We start from the raw sequence: 17,146 nt of genomic DNA, 5'->3' as shown, positions 1-17,146 counted from the left end.
CCGGTCGTGCAGGGCGGTTCGTGCCCTCGCGCTGTGGTTACCCACGGCGCCGCCGGCGCATGAGCGCCCGTGCGGGTTGCGCCCGTCACACGGGCCGGGTCAGGCGTCGGCCGGAGGTGTCCTGCGCCGCAGCCGGTACACGGCGGCTCCCATGGCGCCCGCGATCAGCAGCCCGCCGGCGACCAGGGCGGGGACGGACTCCGTGAACGTGCCGCCCTCGCCGGCCCGCACCCCGCGCTGGACGGCCGCGCTGGCGCAGGAATCGGCGCGCGGCTCGGCTTGCGGCTCGGTGCGCGGATCGGCGTGCGGCTCGGTGCACGACCGGCTGCCGCCGCCACTGCCGCGGGAGACGTCGAACGTGGCGCTCCACGGCTTGCCCTGCCCGCCGGGCGCCGCCGGACAAGTGCCGTCGACGGTCCACGCGGAGTCCCGGCCGACCGCGTCGGGGCCCTCCTCGAAGTTCCCGGCGGCCGCGATCCGGGCGGTGCCGCTGTAGGCGGGGCCGGTCAGCTCGTCCTCGTTGCCGGGGACCAGTTGCAGCCGGACGGTGCCCGTCTCGAAGGCCTGCGAGGTGGCGTCGAGGGTGTCGGGCGGGGTGCCGCCGGTCGGGTCGCAGGTGACCGACACGGTGATGCTGCCGCCCGGGGAGACGGTGCTCGGGTCGACCTCCGCGGCCGGGTCCGCGAAGGCGGCGGGCACGGTGCTGCCCAGGACGGCACCGGCCAGGGCGACGGCGGACAGGGCACGGGCGGTGCGGCGCATGGGGCGGGCTCCTTCGGCCGGCGGCTGGGCCCTGCCGGGCGACACCGGGCAGACGGGAGTCCGGCAACGGGCCCATGGGCACGACGGTCGTACCCGCACCCATCACAGCCCGCCGAGCAGCGGGGCGCGCGCGGCCGGGCGCCATTGGCGGGACGGGGAGGGCCGAGCGGGTGACGTGCGAAGGAGCCGGTTCTTTCGCGAGCAGCCGGTTCTGCAGCAGCCGGTTCTTTCGCGAGCAGCCGGTTCTGAAGCAGCCGGTTTCCTACGAGGCGTCGCGCATGATCTGCTCGCGCATCCGCCCGCAGCAGCGGTTGATCAGCCGGGACACGTGCATCTGCGAGATGCCGAGCTGCTCGGCGATCCGGCTCTGCGTCATGTCGCCGAAGAACCGCATGTAGAGGATGGCCCGCTCCCGCTCGGGCAGGGCGGCCAGCCGGGGCTTCACGGCCTCGCGGTCCACGACCGTGTCCAGCGCCGGGTCGGGTGAGCCGAGCGCGTCGCTCAGCGAGTACCCGTCCTCGCTGCCGGGCAGTTCCGCGTCCAGCGACAGCGCCGTGAAGCTCTCCAGGGCCTCGAGGCCGACCAGGACGTCCTCCTCGCTCATGCGCGCGTGCTCGGCGATCTCCGCGACGGTGGGCCTGCGGCCCGAGACGGTCTGCGAGAGGTCCTGGCAGGCGAAGCGGACACGGTTGCGCAGGTCCTGGACCCGGCGGGGCACGTGCAGGGTCCACATGTGGTCGCGGAAGTGCCGCTTGATCTCGCCGGTGATGGTCGGTACGGCGTAGCTCTCGAAGGCGTTGCCGCGTGCGGGGTCGTACCGGTCGACGGCCTTGACCAGGCCGAGGGCCGCGACCTGGCGCAGGTCCTCGACGCTCTCGCCGCGGCTGCGGAACCGTCCCGCGAGCCGGTCGGCCATGGGCAGCCAGGCCTCGACGATCTGTCCGCGGAGCGTGTCGCGCTCCGGGCCCGCGGGGAGCTCGGCGAGACTGCGGAACGCGTCCGCGGTGTCGGGGGCGTCGTCGTGCGGGTGGTGCTTCGCGCTCACTGGAGTGGGCATGTGCGTCGCAACTCCCTTGAATGTGCTCTGGGTTGGACGGTGAGCGTGGGAGCGCGCCGGTGGTTCGGACAGGCGCGGCCGCGGCGGCGTGAAGCCGCTCCCACGGACGTGCCTCCGGTCCGAAGCACTGGAATTGCGCCTGCCCCCGGCCTCCGGCCGCAAACACCGGGCAGGTTTTCGGGGGCGCGCGAGGTGCCTCACCTCAGGGCGAAGGGGCTACTCGCCTCGGCGCGATGGGACTACTCGCCTCGGGGCCAAGGGCCGACTCGTCTCAGGGCGAAGGGGCAGGAGTTCCTGCCGGGCCGCGAGAGGCGATGGCGGGCGAGGCCGCGGCGGGCAGGGCGACCGATTCGAGCCGGTCCGTCTCCTCCGCCGGCAGCAGCAGCTCCTCGTATCGGCCCAGCGCCAGCACCACGCCGAGCATGAGCAGCGGGATGAGCACAGCGAGTACCGCCATGGCCTGTCCTTCCCCAGAGATGTGCGCGGGGGGTCTGTGCCGGGTCTCCCGGCATCCGGTCGGCAAACCCTGTGTCGGCTTCCGGTCCTCGGGTACGCGGTGCGGACCCCCGAAGATCTGGACGGAGACATGCAGCGAGGCAGCGACCGGCTGAGCCGGCACCGCGACGACGAGATGAAGCACGAACTGCAGGGTCTGCTGCGCTCCGGGCACCCCACCCGGACCGCGGAGTGGCACGATCCGGAGCCGGCCGCCGAGGACGATCCGGAGGTCTGGGGCGGGACCGTCGCACCCGGCCGGCCCGGAGCGACGCTGGAGACGGTCCGGCTGGAGCTCGCCCGGATCCTGGGCCGCGGCTCCTTCCCCGCGACGCCCCCGGAACTGGCGCACGCCCTGCGCCACGGGAACGCCCCCGACGTCCTCGTCGAGGCCGTGGAGGGCCTGCCGCCCACGGAGCGCTACGCCACCGTGCAGGAGCTCGCGCGGGAGCTGACCGGCACGGAGGAACCGGAGTGACGGCCCCTCTCGCGCGGGAGAAGAAGCGCGTCGGCGACGCAACCAACTGCCATGCGACGAAAGGACGTTGAAGCATCATGCGTATCGCATTCCGGCCGCGGAGGGCGTGATCGTCGACGCACTGGCGGCGACGGACGGCACAGTGGCGGGCGCCGACGGCGAACGATATACGGTCGACCGCGGTCTGCCGACCGTCCCCTCCGTGCTGTACGACGCCGTCTTGCTGCCCGGCGGCCCGGTCGGCACCCCGCCCGCGACCGCCGCCCCCGACGCGATGCGCTTCGTGCGGGACGCCTACCGGCACGGGAAGCCGGTGGGCGCGTTCGGCTCGGGCGTCGGGATCCTGTCGGCGCTGGAGCCGACGGGGCTCAGGCTGTCGACCGGGTTCCACCGGATGGTGAGCGACCGGGGTGTGGTGACGGACATGGCGCCGGGCACGGCCGGCGAGGAGTTCCTGGGCGCGTTCGTGGCCGCGATCGCGGCACACCGCCACTGGGACCGGCCGCCGGCGCACCACTGAGCGCGCGGTCGGCTCAGTCGAGGGCGGGTGTCGCCGACTCGCCGTGGCCGCGCTCCCGGGCCCCTTCGCGGGTGCGGCTCGCGGCCACCATGCGGCGCGGGTTGCGGCGCAGGTACTCGCCCTCGAGCCGGGCCATGCGCTCGTTGTGCACGCGCAGGGCGCCGTTCGAGCCGTAGAGCAGCGTGTCGTGGCGTGTGCGGTGGATCGTCTCCAGCTCCTTCATGAGCTGTTGGTCGTCCAGCCGGCTGGGGTCGACTCCGGTCATGGTGATACCCCGCTCGTCGTGTCCGCTCGAAGTGTCCGTTCGCCCTTCCTGCATCCACTCTACGAACCACACGGGGGAAACGCCGGTTCAGCGCGCCCTTTCCACCCGCCGCTCGTCCCACACCGGCTCCGCGGTCTCGCGAACGCGGCCGTCGCTGCCGAAGACCAGGTAGCGGTCGAAGGAGCGGGCGAACCAGCGGTCGTGGGTCACGGACAGGACCGTCCCCTCGAAGGCCTCCAGGCCCTCCTGGAGCGCCTCGGCGGACTCCAGGTCGAGGTTGTCGGTCGGCTCGTCGAGGAGCAGGGCCGTGACGCCCTGGAGCTCCAGGAGCAGGATCTGGAAGCGGGCCTGCTGGCCGCCGGAGAGCCGCTCGAAGCTCTGCTCGGCCTGGCCCGTCAGCTCGTAGCGGCGCAGCCGGGACATCGCGGCGCCCCGGTCCTGGGCGTGCTCCTTCCACAGAATGTCGAGGAGCGTACGGCCCTCCAGCTCGGGGTGCGCGTGCGTCTGGGCGAAGTGCCCGGGCACGACGCGCGCACCGAGCTTCCACTCCCCCGTGTGCGTCACGGTGTCGCCGGCCAGCAGTCGCAGGAAGTGCGACTTGCCGGAGCCGTTGGAGCCGAGGACGGCGACCCGCTCGCCGTAGAAGACCTCCAGATCGAAGGGCTTCATCAGGCCGGTGAGTTCAAGTCCCTTGCAGGTGACGGCCCTTACGCCGGTACGGCCGCCCTTGAGCCGCATCTTGATGTCCTGCTCGCGCGGCGGCTCCGGCGGCGGTCCGGCCTCCTCGTACTTGCGCAGCCGGGTCTGGGCGGCCCGGTAGCGGGAGGCCATGTCGGGGCTGTTCTCGGCGGCTTGACGGAGCGTCAGCACGAGCTTCTTCAGCTGGGCGTGCTTCTCGTCCCAGCGTTTGCGCAGCTCCTCGAAGCGGGCGAAGCGGGCCTGCCGGGCCTCGTGGTAGGTGGCGAAGCCGCCGCCGTGCACCCAGGCGTCGGCCCCCGCGGGCGAGGGCTCCACCGAGACGATCTTCTCGGCGGCGCGGGAGAGGAGCTCACGGTCGTGGGAGACGAAGAGGACCGTCTTGCGCGTCTCCTTCAGCCGCTCCTCCAGCCAGCGCTTGCCGGGTACGTCGAGGTAGTTGTCGGGCTCGTCGAGCAGCAGCACCTCGTCCGTGCCACGCAGCAGGGCCTCCAGGACCAGCCGCTTCTGCTCGCCGCCGGACAGGGTCCGCACCTGCCGCCACTGCGCCTTCTCGTACGGCACCCCGAGCGCGGCCGTGGTGCACATGTCCCACAGCGTCTCCGCCTCGTACCCGCGTGCCTCTGCCCAGTCGGAGAGGGCCTGCGCGTACTTGAGCTGGGCGGCCTCGTCGTCGACGGTCATCATGGCGTGCTCGGCCTTGTCGACGGCCTGCGCGGCCTCACGGATGCGGGGCGGCGCGACCGACACCAGCAGATCCCGTACGGTCGTCTCGTCCCGTACGGACCCCACGAACTGGCGCATCACACCCAGGCCGCCACTCACCGTGACGGTGCCGCCGTGCGGCTTCAGCTCGCCCGAGATCAGCCGGAGCAGGGTCGTCTTACCGGCGCCGTTGGGCCCTACGAGGGCCACGACGGCCCCTTCGCCCACCCGGAAGGACACATCGCCGAGCAGTGCCCTCCCGTCGGGGAGGTAGTACTCGAGGTGCGCGGCTTCCAGATGTCCCATGGGACCGCATTGTGCGGCCCGCGCCCGGACCTGGGCAAACGCTTATCCCGAAGTGCCGGACCAGGGAACCCGCCCCATAGGGGCGCGGGGAACGGCGCGACCAGCCACAACGAACCCGCACCCGGCACCGAAGAAGCGCCCCCACGGCGGGTACCCGCAACGGCATGAGCCCTGACGTCGATCTCACCGTCCCCCTGCCCGGCCGCCACGTCCTGCGCGACCGGCTGATGGCCCTCGACTGCCGTCTCTTCGAGTTCGCCGCCGAGCGAGACTGGCCCGCCGCCGAACCCGTCCTACCCCGGCTGAGCCGCAGCGCCAACCACGGCGTCCTGTGGTTCGCGACCGCGGCCGCCCTGGCCGCGAGCCGCACTCCGCGGGGCCGCCGGGCCGCCGCGCGAGGACTCGCCTCCCTGAGCCTGGCCTCCTTGACCATCAACACCCTCGGCAAACGCTCGGTCCGCCGAACACGCCCCGTGCTGGACCCCGTGCCGCTGGTGCGGCAGCTGAAGCGGCAGCCGATCACCACGTCGTTCCCGTCCGGTCACTCCGCGTCGGCGGTCGCCTTCGCGACCGGGGTCGCGCTGGAGTCGCCGTCCTGGGGCGCCGTCGTGGCCCCGGTCGCCTTCTCGGTGGTCATGTCCCGCGTCTACACGGGGGTGCACTTCCCCAGTGACGTGCTGGCGGGCGCCGCGCTGGGCGCCGGTGCCGCGTTCGCCGTACGGGGGCTGGTGCCGACCCGCACCCGGCTCGTCCCGCCGGCCCGGCCCCGTGCCGACCTCCCGGCGCTGCCGGACGGCGAGGGCCTGATCGTCGTGGCCAACACCGCCTCGGGCAGTGCCGACCGGGTGCGCACGCTGCAGGACGGTCTGCCGCTGGCCGAGGTCGTCGAGTGCGAACCGGCCGACGTTCGGGACGAGTTGGAGAAGGCGGCGGTCCGTGCCCGGGTCCTCGGCGTGTGCGGCGGCGACGGCACGGTCAACACGGCCGCCGAGGTCGCTCTCCGGCACGGCCTGCCCCTCGCGGTACTGCCCGGCGGCACCTTGAACCACTTCGCCCTGGACCTGGGCGTGGAGGGCGTCCGCGACCTGACCCGGGCCGTCCAGCGGGGCGAGGGCGTGCACGTGGACGTCGGCCGGTTCGCCTGCGGCGACCGGCAGGGCGTCTTCCTCAACTCCTGCAGCCTGGGCGTGTACCCGGAGCTGGTGCGTGAGCGGGACCGCTGGTCGCCCCGGATCGGCGGCTGGCCGGCCGGGGTGCTCGCGGCGCTGCGCGTGCTGCGCGCGGACCAGCATCCGCTGGAGGCCGAGTTCCGCGGTCGGACACGGCCGCTCTGGCTGCTGTTCGTCGGCAACGGCACCTACCACCGGATGGGCCTCGCACCCGGCCGCCGGCTCGACCTCGCCGACGGCCAGTTCGACGTGCGCGTCGTGCACGGCAGCCGCCGGCCCGCGCTGCGCCTGCTCGCCGCCGCCGTCGCGGGTCCGCTGACCCGCTCCCCCGCCCATGCGGCGGTCCAGGTGAAGCGACTGCGCCTGTCCGGTGTCGCGCCGGGTACACCACTCGCCTACGACGGCGAAGTCACGGAGGTGGCAGGCGAGATGACGCTGGAGAAGCTGCCCGAGGCGCTGGCGGTCTATCGCCCCCGGCTCAGTAACTGATTCACCGTCAGTCCATATGGCAAAACGCGGGTCTCACCATTCGACATGCGGGCGTACGGTGTCGCGTACCGGCCGGGGCCGTGAAACCAGCCCTCGGAGCCGGCACGACGAGAGGGGATCGGTCATGTCGAAGGCTCAGGAGACCGCTGTCTACACCCACGGGCACCACGAGTCGGTGCTGCGCTCGCACACCTGGCGGACCGCCGCCAACTCCGCGGCCTACCTGCTCGGTTCGCTGAAGCCCCACATGAAGATCCTGGACATCGGCTGCGGCCCGGGCACGATCACCGCCGACCTGGCCGCCCTGGTTCCCGAGGGGCACGTCACCGGCGTCGACCACGCGCCCGGCATCGTGGACCAGGCCCGGGCCACGGCCGCCGAACGGGGCCTGACCAACATCGACTTCGCGGTGGCCGACGTGCACGCCCTGGACTTCCCGGACGACACCTTCTGCGTCGTTCACGCCCACCAGGTGCTGCAGCACGTCGGTGACCCGGTGCAGGCGCTGCGCGAGATGAAGCGGGTCACCCGGCCGACGGGGTTCATCGCGGTCCGCGACTCGGACTACGCGGCCATGACCTGGTATCCGGCGTCCCAGGGGATGGACGACTGGCTGGACCTGTACCGCCGCGTGGCCCGCGCCAACGGCGGTGAGCCGGACGCCGGACGGCGGCTGAAGTCCTGGGCGCTGGAGGCGGGGATCACGGACATCACGGCCACCGCCGGCACCTGGACCTTCGCCACCGCCGAGGAGCGGGCGTGGTGGAGCGGCCTGTGGGCGGACCGCACGCTGGCCTCGGCCTTCGCGGAACGGGCCACCGAGGGCGGCCACGCGACCCCGGAACGGCTGCGCGCCGTCTCGGACGCCTGGCGGGAGTGGGGAAAGCAGGAGGACGGCTGGTTCAGCGTGCTGCACGGAGAAATCCTGTGCCGCAAGGAAGCGTGAACCCCGGATTTCCGGAAACCCGGTGAGCAGGAGGTTCACATTATGATTGCCGTCCTGCTCGTACTGCTTCTGGCATTGCTTCTCTTCGGTGCCGGATTCGCGGTGAAGATTCTCTGGTGGATCGCACTGGCAGTTCTCGTACTGTGGCTACTGGGATTCCTGATGCGCGGCACTACCGCGGCCGGAGGCAGGGGTCGCTGGTACAGGTGGTAGATGTCCGGTGAAGGAGTAGGCCGCCCAGGGGCCCGTGAGTTCCACGCGCGTTCCCGGGGCGGCCGCTTCCTTTGCCCGGTCCACCAGTTCCACGAATTCTTCGGAATCCGAGCGCGGCACCAAATAGGCGGCGTCGAGTACATTCCGTCCGGCGACGCCGGAAAGCGCAGAGTTCCGTGCGATGTGCAGCCGGGAATCCTCGGCGTACGAGGAAAGCGTCTCGTGCAGGCGGCTCGCGAACGATTCCGTTTCGGCGTATACCTCGACGCCCCATTCCACCCGGCCGTCCAGCCGGTCCAGGGTCCGCCGGAAGTAGTCCTCGTGCGCCTCCATCATCGTCCGTACGCCGCTGTCGTCCCGGAAGACCGTGCCGGGCCGGAGCGGCAGCGGGGTGGTGACGGCGGTGAGCGCGTCGATCACGCTCTGGTGGGCACGGGTGGTCGCGGCCTGCCAGTCCGGGTCCTCGGCATGGGCGCGAAGCGGCTTCTCCGCGAAGTCCTGCTCCGGCACGTGACTGACCACGGCGATCAGCCCGTGGTGGGTCAGCAGTCTCGGCGGATCGCCCCCCAGGCCCGTCAGCTGGGACTGCAGGGCCGCGCCGAAGGGACGGCAGACGGCGTAGACGTACCGCAGTCCGGTCATGAGGCCTCCTCCTGGACGCGAACGGGCGGCCCCCTGTGGCTCCGGGTAGCCGCTGCGTTCGCCGGCCAAACCTTCGGGCCGGATCTTCAGGAGGGGATCAGCGCGTTCAGCCTGCGCCGCGCCGGGCCCAGGGCGCGGCCCTTGCCCATCACTCCGGCCCAGGGGTTGGTGCGGGCCTGTTCGACGGCGTCCTCGATGGTCCAGCGGCGGGCGTCGAGGCCCGGGTCGTCCAGCTGGGTCCAGTCGAGCGGGGTGGCCACGGGGGCGCCCGGCCTGGCCCGGACGCTGAAGGGCGCGACGGCGGTCTGCGCGTAGGCGTTGCGCTGCACATCGAGGTAGAGCCGCTTCCCGCGGTCCTTCTTGCGGGCTGCGGTGGTGAGCCGGTCGGGGTGGCGGGCGACCAGGGTGTCGGCGACGTCCTTGGCGAACTCCCGTACCTCGTCGAAGTCGTGGCGTCCGTTCACGGGGACGACCACGTGCAGGCCGCGTGAACCGGTGGTCATCAGCCCCGAGGGCAGCTTCAGTTCGTCGAGCAGCTCCGCCAGCTGCCAGGCCGCCTCGTGCACCGCCGCGAAGTCGGCACCCTCGGCCGGGTCGAGGTCGAAGACCATCCGGTCCGGCCGGTCGATGCCGCCGACACGGGACTGCCAGCGGTGCAGGGTGAGACAGGCCTGGTCGGCGAGGTGGAGCAGGGTGGCGGTGTCCTCGCACACGGTGTGGAGGACGGTGCCGCCCTCCTTGGGCACCTCGACCCGGGTGATCCACTCCGGGTAGTTCTCCGGGGTGTTCTTCTGCATGAACCGGGGGCCCTCGACGCCGTCGGGATGCCGCTCCAGCATCAGCGGGCGGCCGCGCAGGTGCGCCAGCATGAAGGGCGCGACGGCCCGGTAGTAGTCGACGAGGTCACCCTTGGTGTATTCCTTCGCCCCGTCGTCGCCGGGGAAGAGCACCTTGTCCGGCCGGTGGATCTCGAGGGTGTGCCTGCCCGCCCGTACGGTGCGTACGTCCTCCCGGCTCATGGCACGATCGCCTGTTCCACCAGCAGCTGTCCGGCCGCCACGATCGACTCGGCGTCGATGCCCGCGGCATGCAGCTGTTCCTCGGGAGACGCCGAACCCGGCATCGTACGGACGCCGAGGCGCACCAGCCGCGGCATCGGCCGGCCGTCGAGGAACGCGTCGAGCACGGCGTCGCCGAGGCCGCCCTCCGGGTGGTGGTCCTCCACGGTCATCAGACAGCCGGTCTCCTCGGCGGCCCGCCTCAGGGTGAGCCGGTCGACGGGCTTGACCGAGTACAGGTCGATCACCCGGACCTGGATGCCCTCGCGGTCCAGCGCGTCGGCGGCGGCCAGCGCCTCGTGCACGGTGACGCCCGCGGCGACGAGCGTCATCCGGTCCCGCTCCGAGGAGCGCAGCACCTTGCTGCCGCCGACGGGGAACTCCTCGTCGGGCCCGTAGATCACCGGGCCGGCGCCGCGCGAGGTGCGCAGATAGCGGATGCCGTCGAGGCCGGCCATCTCGGCGACGAGATGCGCGGTCTGGTTGGCGTCGCACGGGTACAGCACGGTCGAGCCGTGCACCGCCCGCATCATCGCCAGGTCCTCCAGGCCCATCTGGCTGGGCCCGTCCTGCCCGATCGCGACGCCCGCGTGCGAGCCGACGAGGTTGATCCCGGACCCGCTGATCGACGCCATGCGGATGAAGTCGTACGCGCGCGTGAAGAACGCCGCGAAGGTGGCGGCGTACGGCACCCAGCCGCGGGCCGCGAGTCCTACGGCGGCCGCGACCATCTGCTGTTCGGCGATGTAGCACTCGAAGTAGCGGTCGGGGTGTTCCTTGGCGAAGAGCTCGGCGCGCGTGGAGTCGCCGACCTCGCCGTCGAGGGCGACGACGTCGCCGCGTCCGGTGCCGAGGGCGGTGAGCGCCTGGCCGTAGGCGTCCCGCGTGGCCAGGTCATCACCCTTGTCCCAGCGCGGCAGTTCGAGGTGTCCGGCGCGTACGGAGTGCAGGATCCGGGCGGCGGGCGGCTCGTGCACCCGGACGCGGAGGTCGCGCGGTCCGCCGAGTTCGGCGATCGCCTCGTCGGCGTCCGGCAGCGGCTTTCCGTGCAGGCCCTCGCGGTCCTGTACGGCCTCGACGCCCTTGCCCTTGAGAGTGCGGGCGATGATCGCGGTGGGCTGGCCCTTGGTCGACTCGGCCTCGCCGTACGCGCGGTGGATCGCGTCCACGTCGTGTCCGTCCACCTCGACGGTGTGCCAGCCGAAGGCCTGGAAGCGGTGCGCGTAGGCGTCGAGGTAGTGGCCGTGCCGGGTGGGGCCGCGCTGGCCGAGCCGGTTGACGTCGACGATCGCGGTGAGGTTGTCGAGGTGCTCGTGTCCCGCGTGTTCGGCCGCCTCCCAGACGGACCCCTCGGCGAGTTCGCTGTCACCGCACAGCACCCACACGCGGTAGCCGGTGCGCTCCAGCCGCTTGCCGGACAGGGCGATGCCGACGCCCACCGGCAGTCCCTGCCCGAGCGAGCCGGTCGCCGTCTCCACCCACGGGAGCCGGCGCGGCGTCGGGTGCCCTTCGAGGCGGCTGCCCAGCTTGCGGAAGGTGAGCAGTTCGTCGTCGCCGATGGCGCCGGCCGCCTTGTAGGCGGCGTACAGCAGGGGCGAGGCGTGTCCCTTGGACAGTACGAAGCGGTCGTTGCCCGGGTGGGCGGGCCGGTCGAAGTCGTAGCGGAAGTGGTGCGTGAGCAGTACGGCCATCAGGTCCGCGGCGGACATCGAGGAGGTCGGATGCCCGGAACCCGCGGCGTCGGAGGCACGCACGCTGTCGACGCGCAACTGCTGGGCGAGTTCGGCGAGTTCACCGGTGTTCATGAGTTTCCTTCCGTGGGGGTGTCGGGGCGCTCCTCGGGCCCGCCCGGCACCCGGGCCGGCTCCGGCGAGGCCGTGTCCAACGGCACCGACGAGGACCGCACGAAGCCCAACCGGACGGCCTGGCGCGGCAGTACGGACTCCAGCAGCCCGTCCGCGGCGACCCGGACGCGGTTGTCGGGCATCGCCGCGAGGTGGTAGCCGCGGGTGACCGCGCCGGCGGCGGGGCCGGACAGGGGAACGCCCAGCGGATTGCCGGCGGCCTGCGCGCCACCGAGGTCCACGACGAAGCCCAGGTCCCGGTGCCGGCAGGGGCGTCGCTCGCCGACGCCGAGCGAGGCGGCGACATTGCGGGCGACGGTGCCGCCGTCGCCGTCCGGGCCCGTGCAGTGGACGGTCCGCCCGTCGAGGTCGACGCCGTCGGCCTCGCCGAGGGCCAGGCGGACGCGGGGCAGGGTGGCCGAGAGGGAGACGGTCACCCGGCGGGGTTCCAGGATCCCGGCGGCGACCTGGGGCAGCAGGGGCAGGTACAGGAAGTAGTCGGTCGGGTTCAGCAGGGTGATGTCGGCCTTGCCGCGGGACTTCCGGGACAGCTCCTCGGCCGTCCGGTACCCGGCGAAGCCGGCACCGACGATCACGATGCGGGGTCGAGCCACGGTTCGTCCTCCGGGACTGTCGCGTACCTCGGGAGCCTTCCGCGTCCCCCTGGCCAGGGCGCCCAAACGTCCTCCGGAGTCCACAGGTCCGCGGGGCGGTCGGGCGGACGGGGCGCGGGGATCATGTGAAACGATCTCCCCGCCCCGGCCGACCCAACTAGGCTCGTCCGCATGGACATTCTGGGAGCCACGCTGCGCGTATGCGTCGACGACCTGGAGACCGCGGTCCCCTTCTACGAACGACTGGCGGGCGGCAGAGCCCTCCGCTTCGAGCGCGGCGGCGTCCAGGTGGCGGCCGTGGGCTGCTTCCTGCTGATGAGCGGCCCCGCGGCGGAGCTGGACGTGCTGCGCAAGGTCGCGGCGACCATCGCGGTCAAGGACGTCGAGGAGGCCCACCGGGTGCTCAGCGAGCTGGGCGCGCGCATCATCGCGGGCCCGGTGGGGACGCCGGCGGGCCGCAACCTGATCGCGATGCATCCGGACGGGGCGGTGTACGAGTACGTGGACCGCGGCGGCGCGTAGACCGCCTCACGCACCGCGTGCGACGGCCTGCGCCAAGGTCTGCGCCGCGGGCCGCAGTTCGCGCTCCACGGCTCGGGAGGTCCGCGCGTCGAGCACGATCCGCGGGGCTGACGGGCCGCGCCGGTCCAGGAGTTCGATGCGCCGGTGGGTCGGCGGATGGCCGGCGTCCTGCTGGTGCCACTCCAACGCGCTGACCCTGCGCATCCGTTCGCGCTCGCGCGGTGGCACGGCCGCCAGGTGCTCGGCCAGCCGCTGCCACAGCGTCTCGTCCGCCCGGCCGGTGCCCTGCGCGGCCTCCTCGGACAGCCGGCGCAGCTCGCCGTCGATGTGTTCGGCGTGCAGCAGCGTCTCCATCAGGTCCCGGGCGGCCTCGGTGGAGGCTACCTGGGCGGCCAGGTCGTCGGCGAGGTACTCGCGGCGCGGGAAGCCGCGCCGGGTGACCTTCTCCAGCAGGGTGAGCGCGCTCTGCGCCAGGTGGTGGGGGCCACGGAGCACGAGGAGGCTCAGCAGACGTCCGAACCGGCCGTTCCATCGTTCCGGCACGAGCACCAGCACCCACAGCCGCAGCGTGTGCAGCGCGCTGCCGACGAAGCTCCCGTGCCGGGTGTCGCCGTTCGCGAAGTGCCCGAGCTCGTGGCCGAGCAGGGCCACCTTCTCCTGCGGGGGGAGCACGGACCACAGGCCGAGGCCGAGGTGCAGCACCCGCCGCCGCAGACCGTACGTGGTGACCGCGGCGTTCACATACGGATCCACGACGATCACGTCGACGCTCCGGGTGCCGACCTCCCGCGCCACGGAGTCGACCAGCCGGAAAAGCCGGGGCGCCTCCGCCCGCCCCAGCCGCGGAAGCGACGTGTCCAGCCTCGGGAACCTCGGGCGCAGCACGAGGAAGAGGAGCGCCATCGGCAGGCCCAGGGCCGCCGCGAGCGGACGGGTCCAGCCCCGGACCAGCAGCCAGACCCCCACTCCCAGCAGCGCGAACGACAGCCCATGCACCAGGAGAGCCAGCGCGTACGACAGCACGTGCGCCGGAGTCAGCCGCGCCCGGTGTCCCTTCGTCCCCTCGCGGGCCAGTTCCTCGAAGGTCGCCGTCCCGTGCCGTCCGGCCGACTCGCGCCGGAGCCCGGCGGTGCCGCCGACGCCGTAGACGAAGAGCTCGGGCGCCACGTTCCACTCGCACTCCGTGCACCACACGGGGTACCGCTCGTCCACGGGCATGCCCGCGCCGCACTGCGGGCAGTCCTGCTCGGTCGTCGACTGCGCCTGTTCCGTCATCCGCCACCGCCCCCGGCCCGCACCACATCCGTCTGTGTCTGTCTGCGGCGACGAGGGCACGCCGGAGGCCGGTTCGGCGGGCGCGGCGTCAAATTCCCTACGCCTCAGGGTGCAGGCGGCCGCATCCGGAAGTCGTAGTGCGCCGGGAGGGGTTCGTCGCTGATCCGCCCCCACAGCCGGCCGATGGCCTCCGCCCCCTCCCTCAGGTCGGCGACCTCGAAGCCCGCGGCGAAGACGGCCCGCGCCTCCTCGTGCCGGCCCTCGGCGACGAGCAGCCCGGCCTCGATCAGCCGGAACCTGCCGCGGGCCCGGGTCTCGGGGTGCAGGCGTGCCCACACGGCACGGGCGTCCGCTGTCCGATGGACCCGCAGCAGCGCCTCGATCGCCTCGCGGCCGAGCGCGGCGGTGGCCGCCGTCCAGCGTTCGCCGTCGTCACGCCGCTCGTGGCACAGGTCGTCGAAGGCGTCGGCGTACCGGTCGGCGGCCCGCTCATGGTGGCCGGCCTCACGGTCGGCGACCGCCAGACAGCGCAGCAACGGCCAGACGGACGGGGCCAGTTCGCGACCCCGCTCCCAACTGCGCACCGCCTGCGCCAGATCGCCGGCGTGCCATTGCGCGACCCCGAGGTGGTACTCGGTGAGCGGAGTGGCGGGAGCGGTCTCCAGCATGTACCGCCAGTACGGGGCGACCAGCGTCTCACCGGGCGGCCGCACCCGGCGCGGCTCGGGAAAGGACCCGGCGCGCAGCAGCTCCAGCCAGGGCGCCTGGGCCTCGCCGAGCGTGCTCTCGTCGAAGGGCGTGCCGGGCAACTTCAAGTCGGCGCGCAGCACTTCGAGCGCACCCCAGCCCGAGCCGACGGCGAGGATCTCACCGGGTTCGGTGTCGGCGTACGGCTTCCAGGCGGCGTAGGCCTCGTCGACGGCGCTGCGCGGCAGTACGGCTTCCAACCGCGTCTCCGCCTCGGCCGGCACCGGCGGTGCGTCGAGCGGTCCGTACGCCTCCAGCCACGTCACCTCGCTCTCCGCGTCCAGCCGTACGTGCTCCAGCTGGGTGCGGGCGAGTCCGGCCTGGATCTCGCAGTAGCCGCCGGTGCCCGCGCCCGGCTCGGTGAGCCACTCCTGCCAGCGCCGGCCACCACCGCCCGTCCCCCACAGGAACAGCTTCCGACCGCGCAGCACGTCGGTCGACGTCTGCACCAGGCCGTGTCCGTGCTCGTCGAGCGCGGCGATCCAGCGCCGCTGCGCGTCGGGCAGGTCGTAGAAGTAGTCGGCGGCGTAAGGGCTGTTGAGCGGGTCGGACGGGACGGGCACCCGGCGCAGCCGCCGCTCGTACCCGAAGTGCCAGGCGTCGTCGGCCGGCGCGAGCACCCGGCGCTTCTCCGGCACCGCGATGTTCGACCACCAGTAGGCCGGCACCGGCCGCTCGTGCGGATTGCGGACGCGGACGCCGACGTAGAGGAAGTCGGAACCCTCCGGCAGCCACAGGTCGACCTGGAAGGGCAGGTCGCGCAGCCGCTCCCACTCCCACAGGCGGAGCATCTCGCCGCCGTCGGGGGCGGGCACGCGGGCGGCGTGCAGGGGTGCGCAGGAGAGGGTGGTGTGGCCGGTGGCGCCGATGTTCCATTCGATGCCGCCGGAGAACCAGGCACCGTTGAGGGCGAAGTTGGCGGGCTGCAACACCGGGTTGCGGTACAGGAGTTCGCGGCCGGTCGGCTTGTGGACGAGGGAGGCGACACGGCCGCCCAGGCCGGGGAACACGGTGGCCCTGAGCCGGTCGTTCTCGATCACGAGGGTGTCGATCTCGCGTGGTTCCCGCTCTCTGCCGTAGCCGTCCCGGACGCGCGCGGGCAGCAGGCTGCGCAGTGGCCCGTAGCCGACCTGCCGGGCCATGTCGCGCGGCAGGTCGTCCCGGTCCCGATCGTCGATGCCGTGCACCTCGTGGAGCGGCCGCAGGGGAGGCAGGGGGTTGTCGGACCCCAACTGCGCGGCGGGCAGGGTGAGTACGTCTCGCCGGATCGTCGTCACGATCACCATGGAAGCCGCTCGCCGGGGAGTCGGCCAGAGGAGCTACCGGTCAGGATTCCGCAAAGGCGGAGACGATGATGTCGGCGAGGAGTGCTCCCGCGGTTCCGTCCGGGTCGAGATCGGGGTCGTAGATGGTGACGTTGAGGCCGACGCAGTGCGGGGAGGCGAGCAACGGCCGTAGCAGAGCGATGAGTTCGTCGGCCACGAGACCGTTCGGATCCGGGCTGTCGACGGCGGGCATCACGATCGGATCGAGGACGTCGGCGTCCAGGTGCACCCAGAACCCGGCCAGTTGAGGGATCTCGAAGGCCTGCGCGGTGGCACGGGCCAGCGCGTCCGCTCCCCATTCGCGCACATCGCCGACGGTGACCACGGGGATCTTCAGCGCGGCCAGTTCGGCCCGGTCCTCCTCGAACTCGTCGCGGATACCGAAGAGCCGTACGTCCTCGTCCCGCAGGTAGGGCCCCAGGCCCTCCAGGTCGGTCAGGTCCGTCTGCCCGCGCCCGGTGGCCACGGCGAGCTCCTCGCCACCGGCGGCGCCGACGCGCTCGGAGTTGCCGGTGTGCCGGAAGTCCGGGGAGGCTCCCCCACTGCCTAAAGGGCGTGGGAGGTACCCCCATCGGAGGCCAGCCCGTACCGGCCGATGCGGCGCAGCGCGAGCGAGGCGCCGAGCTGGATGGAGCAGTCGCCGCCGAGGACGACGGGGAAGTCGCCGGCGCGCACATGGCGTTCGATGCGGTCGGCGAGCTTGCGGGTGTACGCGGCGAGGGCGGCGGCGTTGAAGACGCCGTCGCCTTCCCGCCAGTCCCCGCGGTCGTAGCGCGGCGGCACGACCACGCCGCCCTCCAGTGCGCCCAGCCTCCCCCACTGCCTTAAAGGCGTGGGGGGACCCCCACCACGATCCGCTGCTCGCGCAGGGCTCCGGCGAGCTTGTAGCAGCCGGGCACGGTGCCCGGGGCGGGCGGACGCAGGCCCAGGTTGGAGGGGGTGTCGAGCACGACGATATTCCGCATGCGGGTCATCCTCGTCGACGTACAGTCGACCGTCCATGGACCTGTGCGAGGGA

At 72.7% G+C, this 17,146-nt stretch carries 16 protein-coding genes and 2 pseudogenes; 6 read left to right on the top strand and 12 right to left on the bottom strand.

Annotation, left to right across the window (positions count from 1 at the left end; translation table 11 throughout):
• Positions 1-99 precede the first annotated feature (99 nt).
• The 3 genes from IG08_RS0127495 to IG08_RS0127485 all read right to left on the bottom strand — a co-directional run bounded on the left by IG08_RS0127495 (position 100) and on the right by IG08_RS0127485 (position 2,276).
• The gene (locus IG08_RS0127495) at positions 100-762 is read right to left on the bottom strand and encodes a hypothetical protein (RefSeq protein ID WP_030607857.1); all 663 of its coding nucleotides are present in this window, start codon (positions 760-762) and stop codon (positions 100-102) included.
• Positions 763-1,024: 262 nt separating this feature from the next.
• The gene (locus tag IG08_RS0127490) at positions 1,025-1,819 is read right to left on the bottom strand and encodes an RNA polymerase sigma factor SigF (protein WP_030607854.1); all 795 of its coding nucleotides are present in this window, start codon (positions 1,817-1,819) and stop codon (positions 1,025-1,027) included.
• Positions 1,820-2,090: 271 nt separating this feature from the next.
• Positions 2,091-2,276 (bottom strand): hypothetical protein, encoded by a 186-nt coding sequence (locus IG08_RS0127485; RefSeq protein ID WP_030607851.1) that lies wholly within the window; start codon positions 2,274-2,276, stop codon positions 2,091-2,093.
• A 129-nt stretch (positions 2,277-2,405) separates the two neighbouring features.
• Here IG08_RS0127485 and IG08_RS0127480 point away from each other — a divergent pair, with 129 nt between their 5' ends.
• Positions 2,406-2,792 carry a DUF2795 domain-containing protein gene (locus IG08_RS0127480; protein ID WP_030607848.1) on the top strand — a complete coding sequence of 129 codons (387 nt, stop codon included), beginning with the start codon at positions 2,406-2,408 and terminating at the stop codon, positions 2,790-2,792.
• A gap of 94 nt (positions 2,793-2,886) precedes the next feature.
• Positions 2,887-3,312: pseudogene (locus IG08_RS0127475) on the top strand (DJ-1/PfpI family protein); the annotation flags it as partial.
• A gap of 13 nt (positions 3,313-3,325) precedes the next feature.
• Here IG08_RS0127475 and IG08_RS0127470 read toward each other — a convergent pair.
• Both IG08_RS0127470 and IG08_RS0127465 read right to left on the bottom strand, forming a co-directional pair.
• Positions 3,326-3,631, bottom strand: a complete 306-nt coding sequence (locus IG08_RS0127470) for a DUF6158 family protein (RefSeq protein WP_030607842.1) — start codon at positions 3,629-3,631, stop codon at positions 3,326-3,328.
• Positions 3,632-3,664: 33 nt separating this feature from the next.
• Positions 3,665-5,284, bottom strand: coding sequence for an ABC-F family ATP-binding cassette domain-containing protein (locus IG08_RS0127465; RefSeq protein ID WP_030607840.1), 1,620 nt, complete (start codon positions 5,282-5,284; stop codon positions 3,665-3,667).
• Between the two features lie 164 nt (positions 5,285-5,448).
• Here IG08_RS0127465 and IG08_RS0127460 point away from each other — a divergent pair, with 164 nt between their 5' ends.
• The 3 genes from IG08_RS0127460 (at position 5,449) to IG08_RS57440 (ending at position 8,101) form a co-directional block, all read left to right on the top strand.
• A complete protein-coding gene (locus IG08_RS0127460; RefSeq protein ID WP_030607838.1) occupies positions 5,449-6,942 on the top strand; it encodes a bifunctional phosphatase PAP2/diacylglycerol kinase family protein in 1,494 nt (497 codons plus the stop codon).
• A 124-nt stretch (positions 6,943-7,066) separates the two neighbouring features.
• Positions 7,067-7,888 (top strand): class I SAM-dependent methyltransferase, encoded by an 822-nt coding sequence (locus IG08_RS0127455; RefSeq protein ID WP_030607835.1) that lies wholly within the window; start codon positions 7,067-7,069, stop codon positions 7,886-7,888.
• A 42-nt stretch (positions 7,889-7,930) separates the two neighbouring features.
• On the top strand, positions 7,931-8,101 hold the full coding sequence (locus tag IG08_RS57440) for a hydrophobic protein (RefSeq protein WP_078655779.1): 171 nt from the start codon (positions 7,931-7,933) through the stop codon (positions 8,099-8,101).
• On the opposite strand, the gene IG08_RS0127450 is transcribed toward IG08_RS57440, so the two are convergent.
• The 4 genes from IG08_RS0127450 to IG08_RS0127435 all read right to left on the bottom strand — a co-directional run bounded on the left by IG08_RS0127450 (position 8,036) and on the right by IG08_RS0127435 (position 12,259).
• On the bottom strand, positions 8,036-8,743 hold the full coding sequence (locus tag IG08_RS0127450; protein WP_063757792.1) for a GvpL/GvpF family gas vesicle protein: 708 nt from the start codon (positions 8,741-8,743) through the stop codon (positions 8,036-8,038). The two genes, IG08_RS57440 and IG08_RS0127450, sit on opposite strands and share 66 nt — an antisense overlap.
• 86 nt (positions 8,744-8,829) lie before the next feature.
• Positions 8,830-9,762, bottom strand: a complete 933-nt coding sequence (gene ligD / locus IG08_RS0127445; protein ID WP_030607830.1) for a non-homologous end-joining DNA ligase — start codon at positions 9,760-9,762, stop codon at positions 8,830-8,832.
• Positions 9,759-11,606, bottom strand: coding sequence for a transketolase (locus tag IG08_RS0127440; RefSeq protein WP_030607827.1), 1,848 nt, complete (start codon positions 11,604-11,606; stop codon positions 9,759-9,761). The genes ligD and IG08_RS0127440 overlap by 4 nt, the downstream gene beginning before the upstream one ends.
• Positions 11,603-12,259: an FAD-dependent oxidoreductase gene (locus tag IG08_RS0127435; RefSeq protein WP_234342987.1), complete on the bottom strand. Its 657-nt coding sequence runs from the start codon at positions 12,257-12,259 to the stop codon at positions 11,603-11,605. The genes IG08_RS0127440 and IG08_RS0127435 overlap by 4 nt, the downstream gene beginning before the upstream one ends.
• A gap of 171 nt (positions 12,260-12,430) precedes the next feature.
• Between IG08_RS0127435 and IG08_RS0127430 the strand changes: the two genes are divergently transcribed.
• Complete coding sequence (locus tag IG08_RS0127430) at positions 12,431-12,781, top strand: VOC family protein (RefSeq protein ID WP_030607822.1); 351 nt, start codon at positions 12,431-12,433, stop codon at positions 12,779-12,781.
• 6 nt (positions 12,782-12,787) lie between these two features.
• Here the strand turns inward: IG08_RS0127430 and IG08_RS0127425 are convergent, their stop codons facing one another.
• The 3 genes and pseudogenes from IG08_RS0127425 to IG08_RS54505 form a co-directional block, all read right to left on the bottom strand.
• A complete protein-coding gene (locus IG08_RS0127425; RefSeq protein ID WP_043455310.1) occupies positions 12,788-14,056 on the bottom strand; it encodes a M48 family metalloprotease in 1,269 nt (422 codons plus the stop codon).
• A gap of 104 nt (positions 14,057-14,160) precedes the next feature.
• Positions 14,161-16,089: a DUF5107 domain-containing protein gene (locus IG08_RS0127420; RefSeq protein ID WP_030607816.1), complete on the bottom strand. Its 1,929-nt coding sequence runs from the start codon at positions 16,087-16,089 to the stop codon at positions 14,161-14,163.
• Between the two features lie 40 nt (positions 16,090-16,129).
• Positions 16,130-17,093, bottom strand: a pseudogene (locus IG08_RS54505) (arginase family protein).
• Positions 17,094-17,146 lie beyond the last annotated feature (53 nt).

This window comes from Streptomyces fulvoviolaceus (assembly GCF_000718165.1).
GTDB classification, from domain to species: domain Bacteria; phylum Actinomycetota; class Actinomycetes; order Streptomycetales; family Streptomycetaceae; genus Streptomyces; species Streptomyces fulvoviolaceus.
The sequence above is the reverse complement of the archived record's forward strand: the minus strand, read 5'-3'. Positions and strand labels throughout refer to the sequence as shown.

Coding starts and splice junctions, on each gene's coding strand:
- IG08_RS0127495 (WP_030607857.1), bottom strand. CDS start 762: ATGCGCCGCACCGCCCGTGCCCTGTCCGCCGTCGCCCTGGCCGGTGCC.
- IG08_RS0127490 (WP_030607854.1), bottom strand. CDS start 1,819: ATGCCCACTCCAGTGAGCGCGAAGCACCACCCGCACGACGACGCCCCC.
- IG08_RS0127485 (WP_030607851.1), bottom strand. CDS start 2,276: ATGGCGGTACTCGCTGTGCTCATCCCGCTGCTCATGCTCGGCGTGGTG.
- IG08_RS0127480 (WP_030607848.1), top strand. CDS start 2,406: ATGCAGCGAGGCAGCGACCGGCTGAGCCGGCACCGCGACGACGAGATG.
- IG08_RS0127470 (WP_030607842.1), bottom strand. CDS start 3,631: ATGCAGGAAGGGCGAACGGACACTTCGAGCGGACACGACGAGCGGGGT.
- IG08_RS0127465 (WP_030607840.1), bottom strand. CDS start 5,284: ATGGGACATCTGGAAGCCGCGCACCTCGAGTACTACCTCCCCGACGGG.
- IG08_RS0127460 (WP_030607838.1), top strand. CDS start 5,449: ATGAGCCCTGACGTCGATCTCACCGTCCCCCTGCCCGGCCGCCACGTC.
- IG08_RS0127455 (WP_030607835.1), top strand. CDS start 7,067: ATGTCGAAGGCTCAGGAGACCGCTGTCTACACCCACGGGCACCACGAG.
- IG08_RS57440 (WP_078655779.1), top strand. CDS start 7,931: ATGATTGCCGTCCTGCTCGTACTGCTTCTGGCATTGCTTCTCTTCGGT.
- IG08_RS0127450 (WP_063757792.1), bottom strand. CDS start 8,743: ATGACCGGACTGCGGTACGTCTACGCCGTCTGCCGTCCCTTCGGCGCG.
- ligD (WP_030607830.1), bottom strand. CDS start 9,762: ATGAGCCGGGAGGACGTACGCACCGTACGGGCGGGCAGGCACACCCTC.
- IG08_RS0127440 (WP_030607827.1), bottom strand. CDS start 11,606: ATGAACACCGGTGAACTCGCCGAACTCGCCCAGCAGTTGCGCGTCGAC.
- IG08_RS0127430 (WP_030607822.1), top strand. CDS start 12,431: ATGGACATTCTGGGAGCCACGCTGCGCGTATGCGTCGACGACCTGGAG.
- IG08_RS0127425 (WP_043455310.1), bottom strand. CDS start 14,056: ATGACGGAACAGGCGCAGTCGACGACCGAGCAGGACTGCCCGCAGTGC.
- IG08_RS0127420 (WP_030607816.1), bottom strand. CDS start 16,089: ATGGTGATCGTGACGACGATCCGGCGAGACGTACTCACCCTGCCCGCC.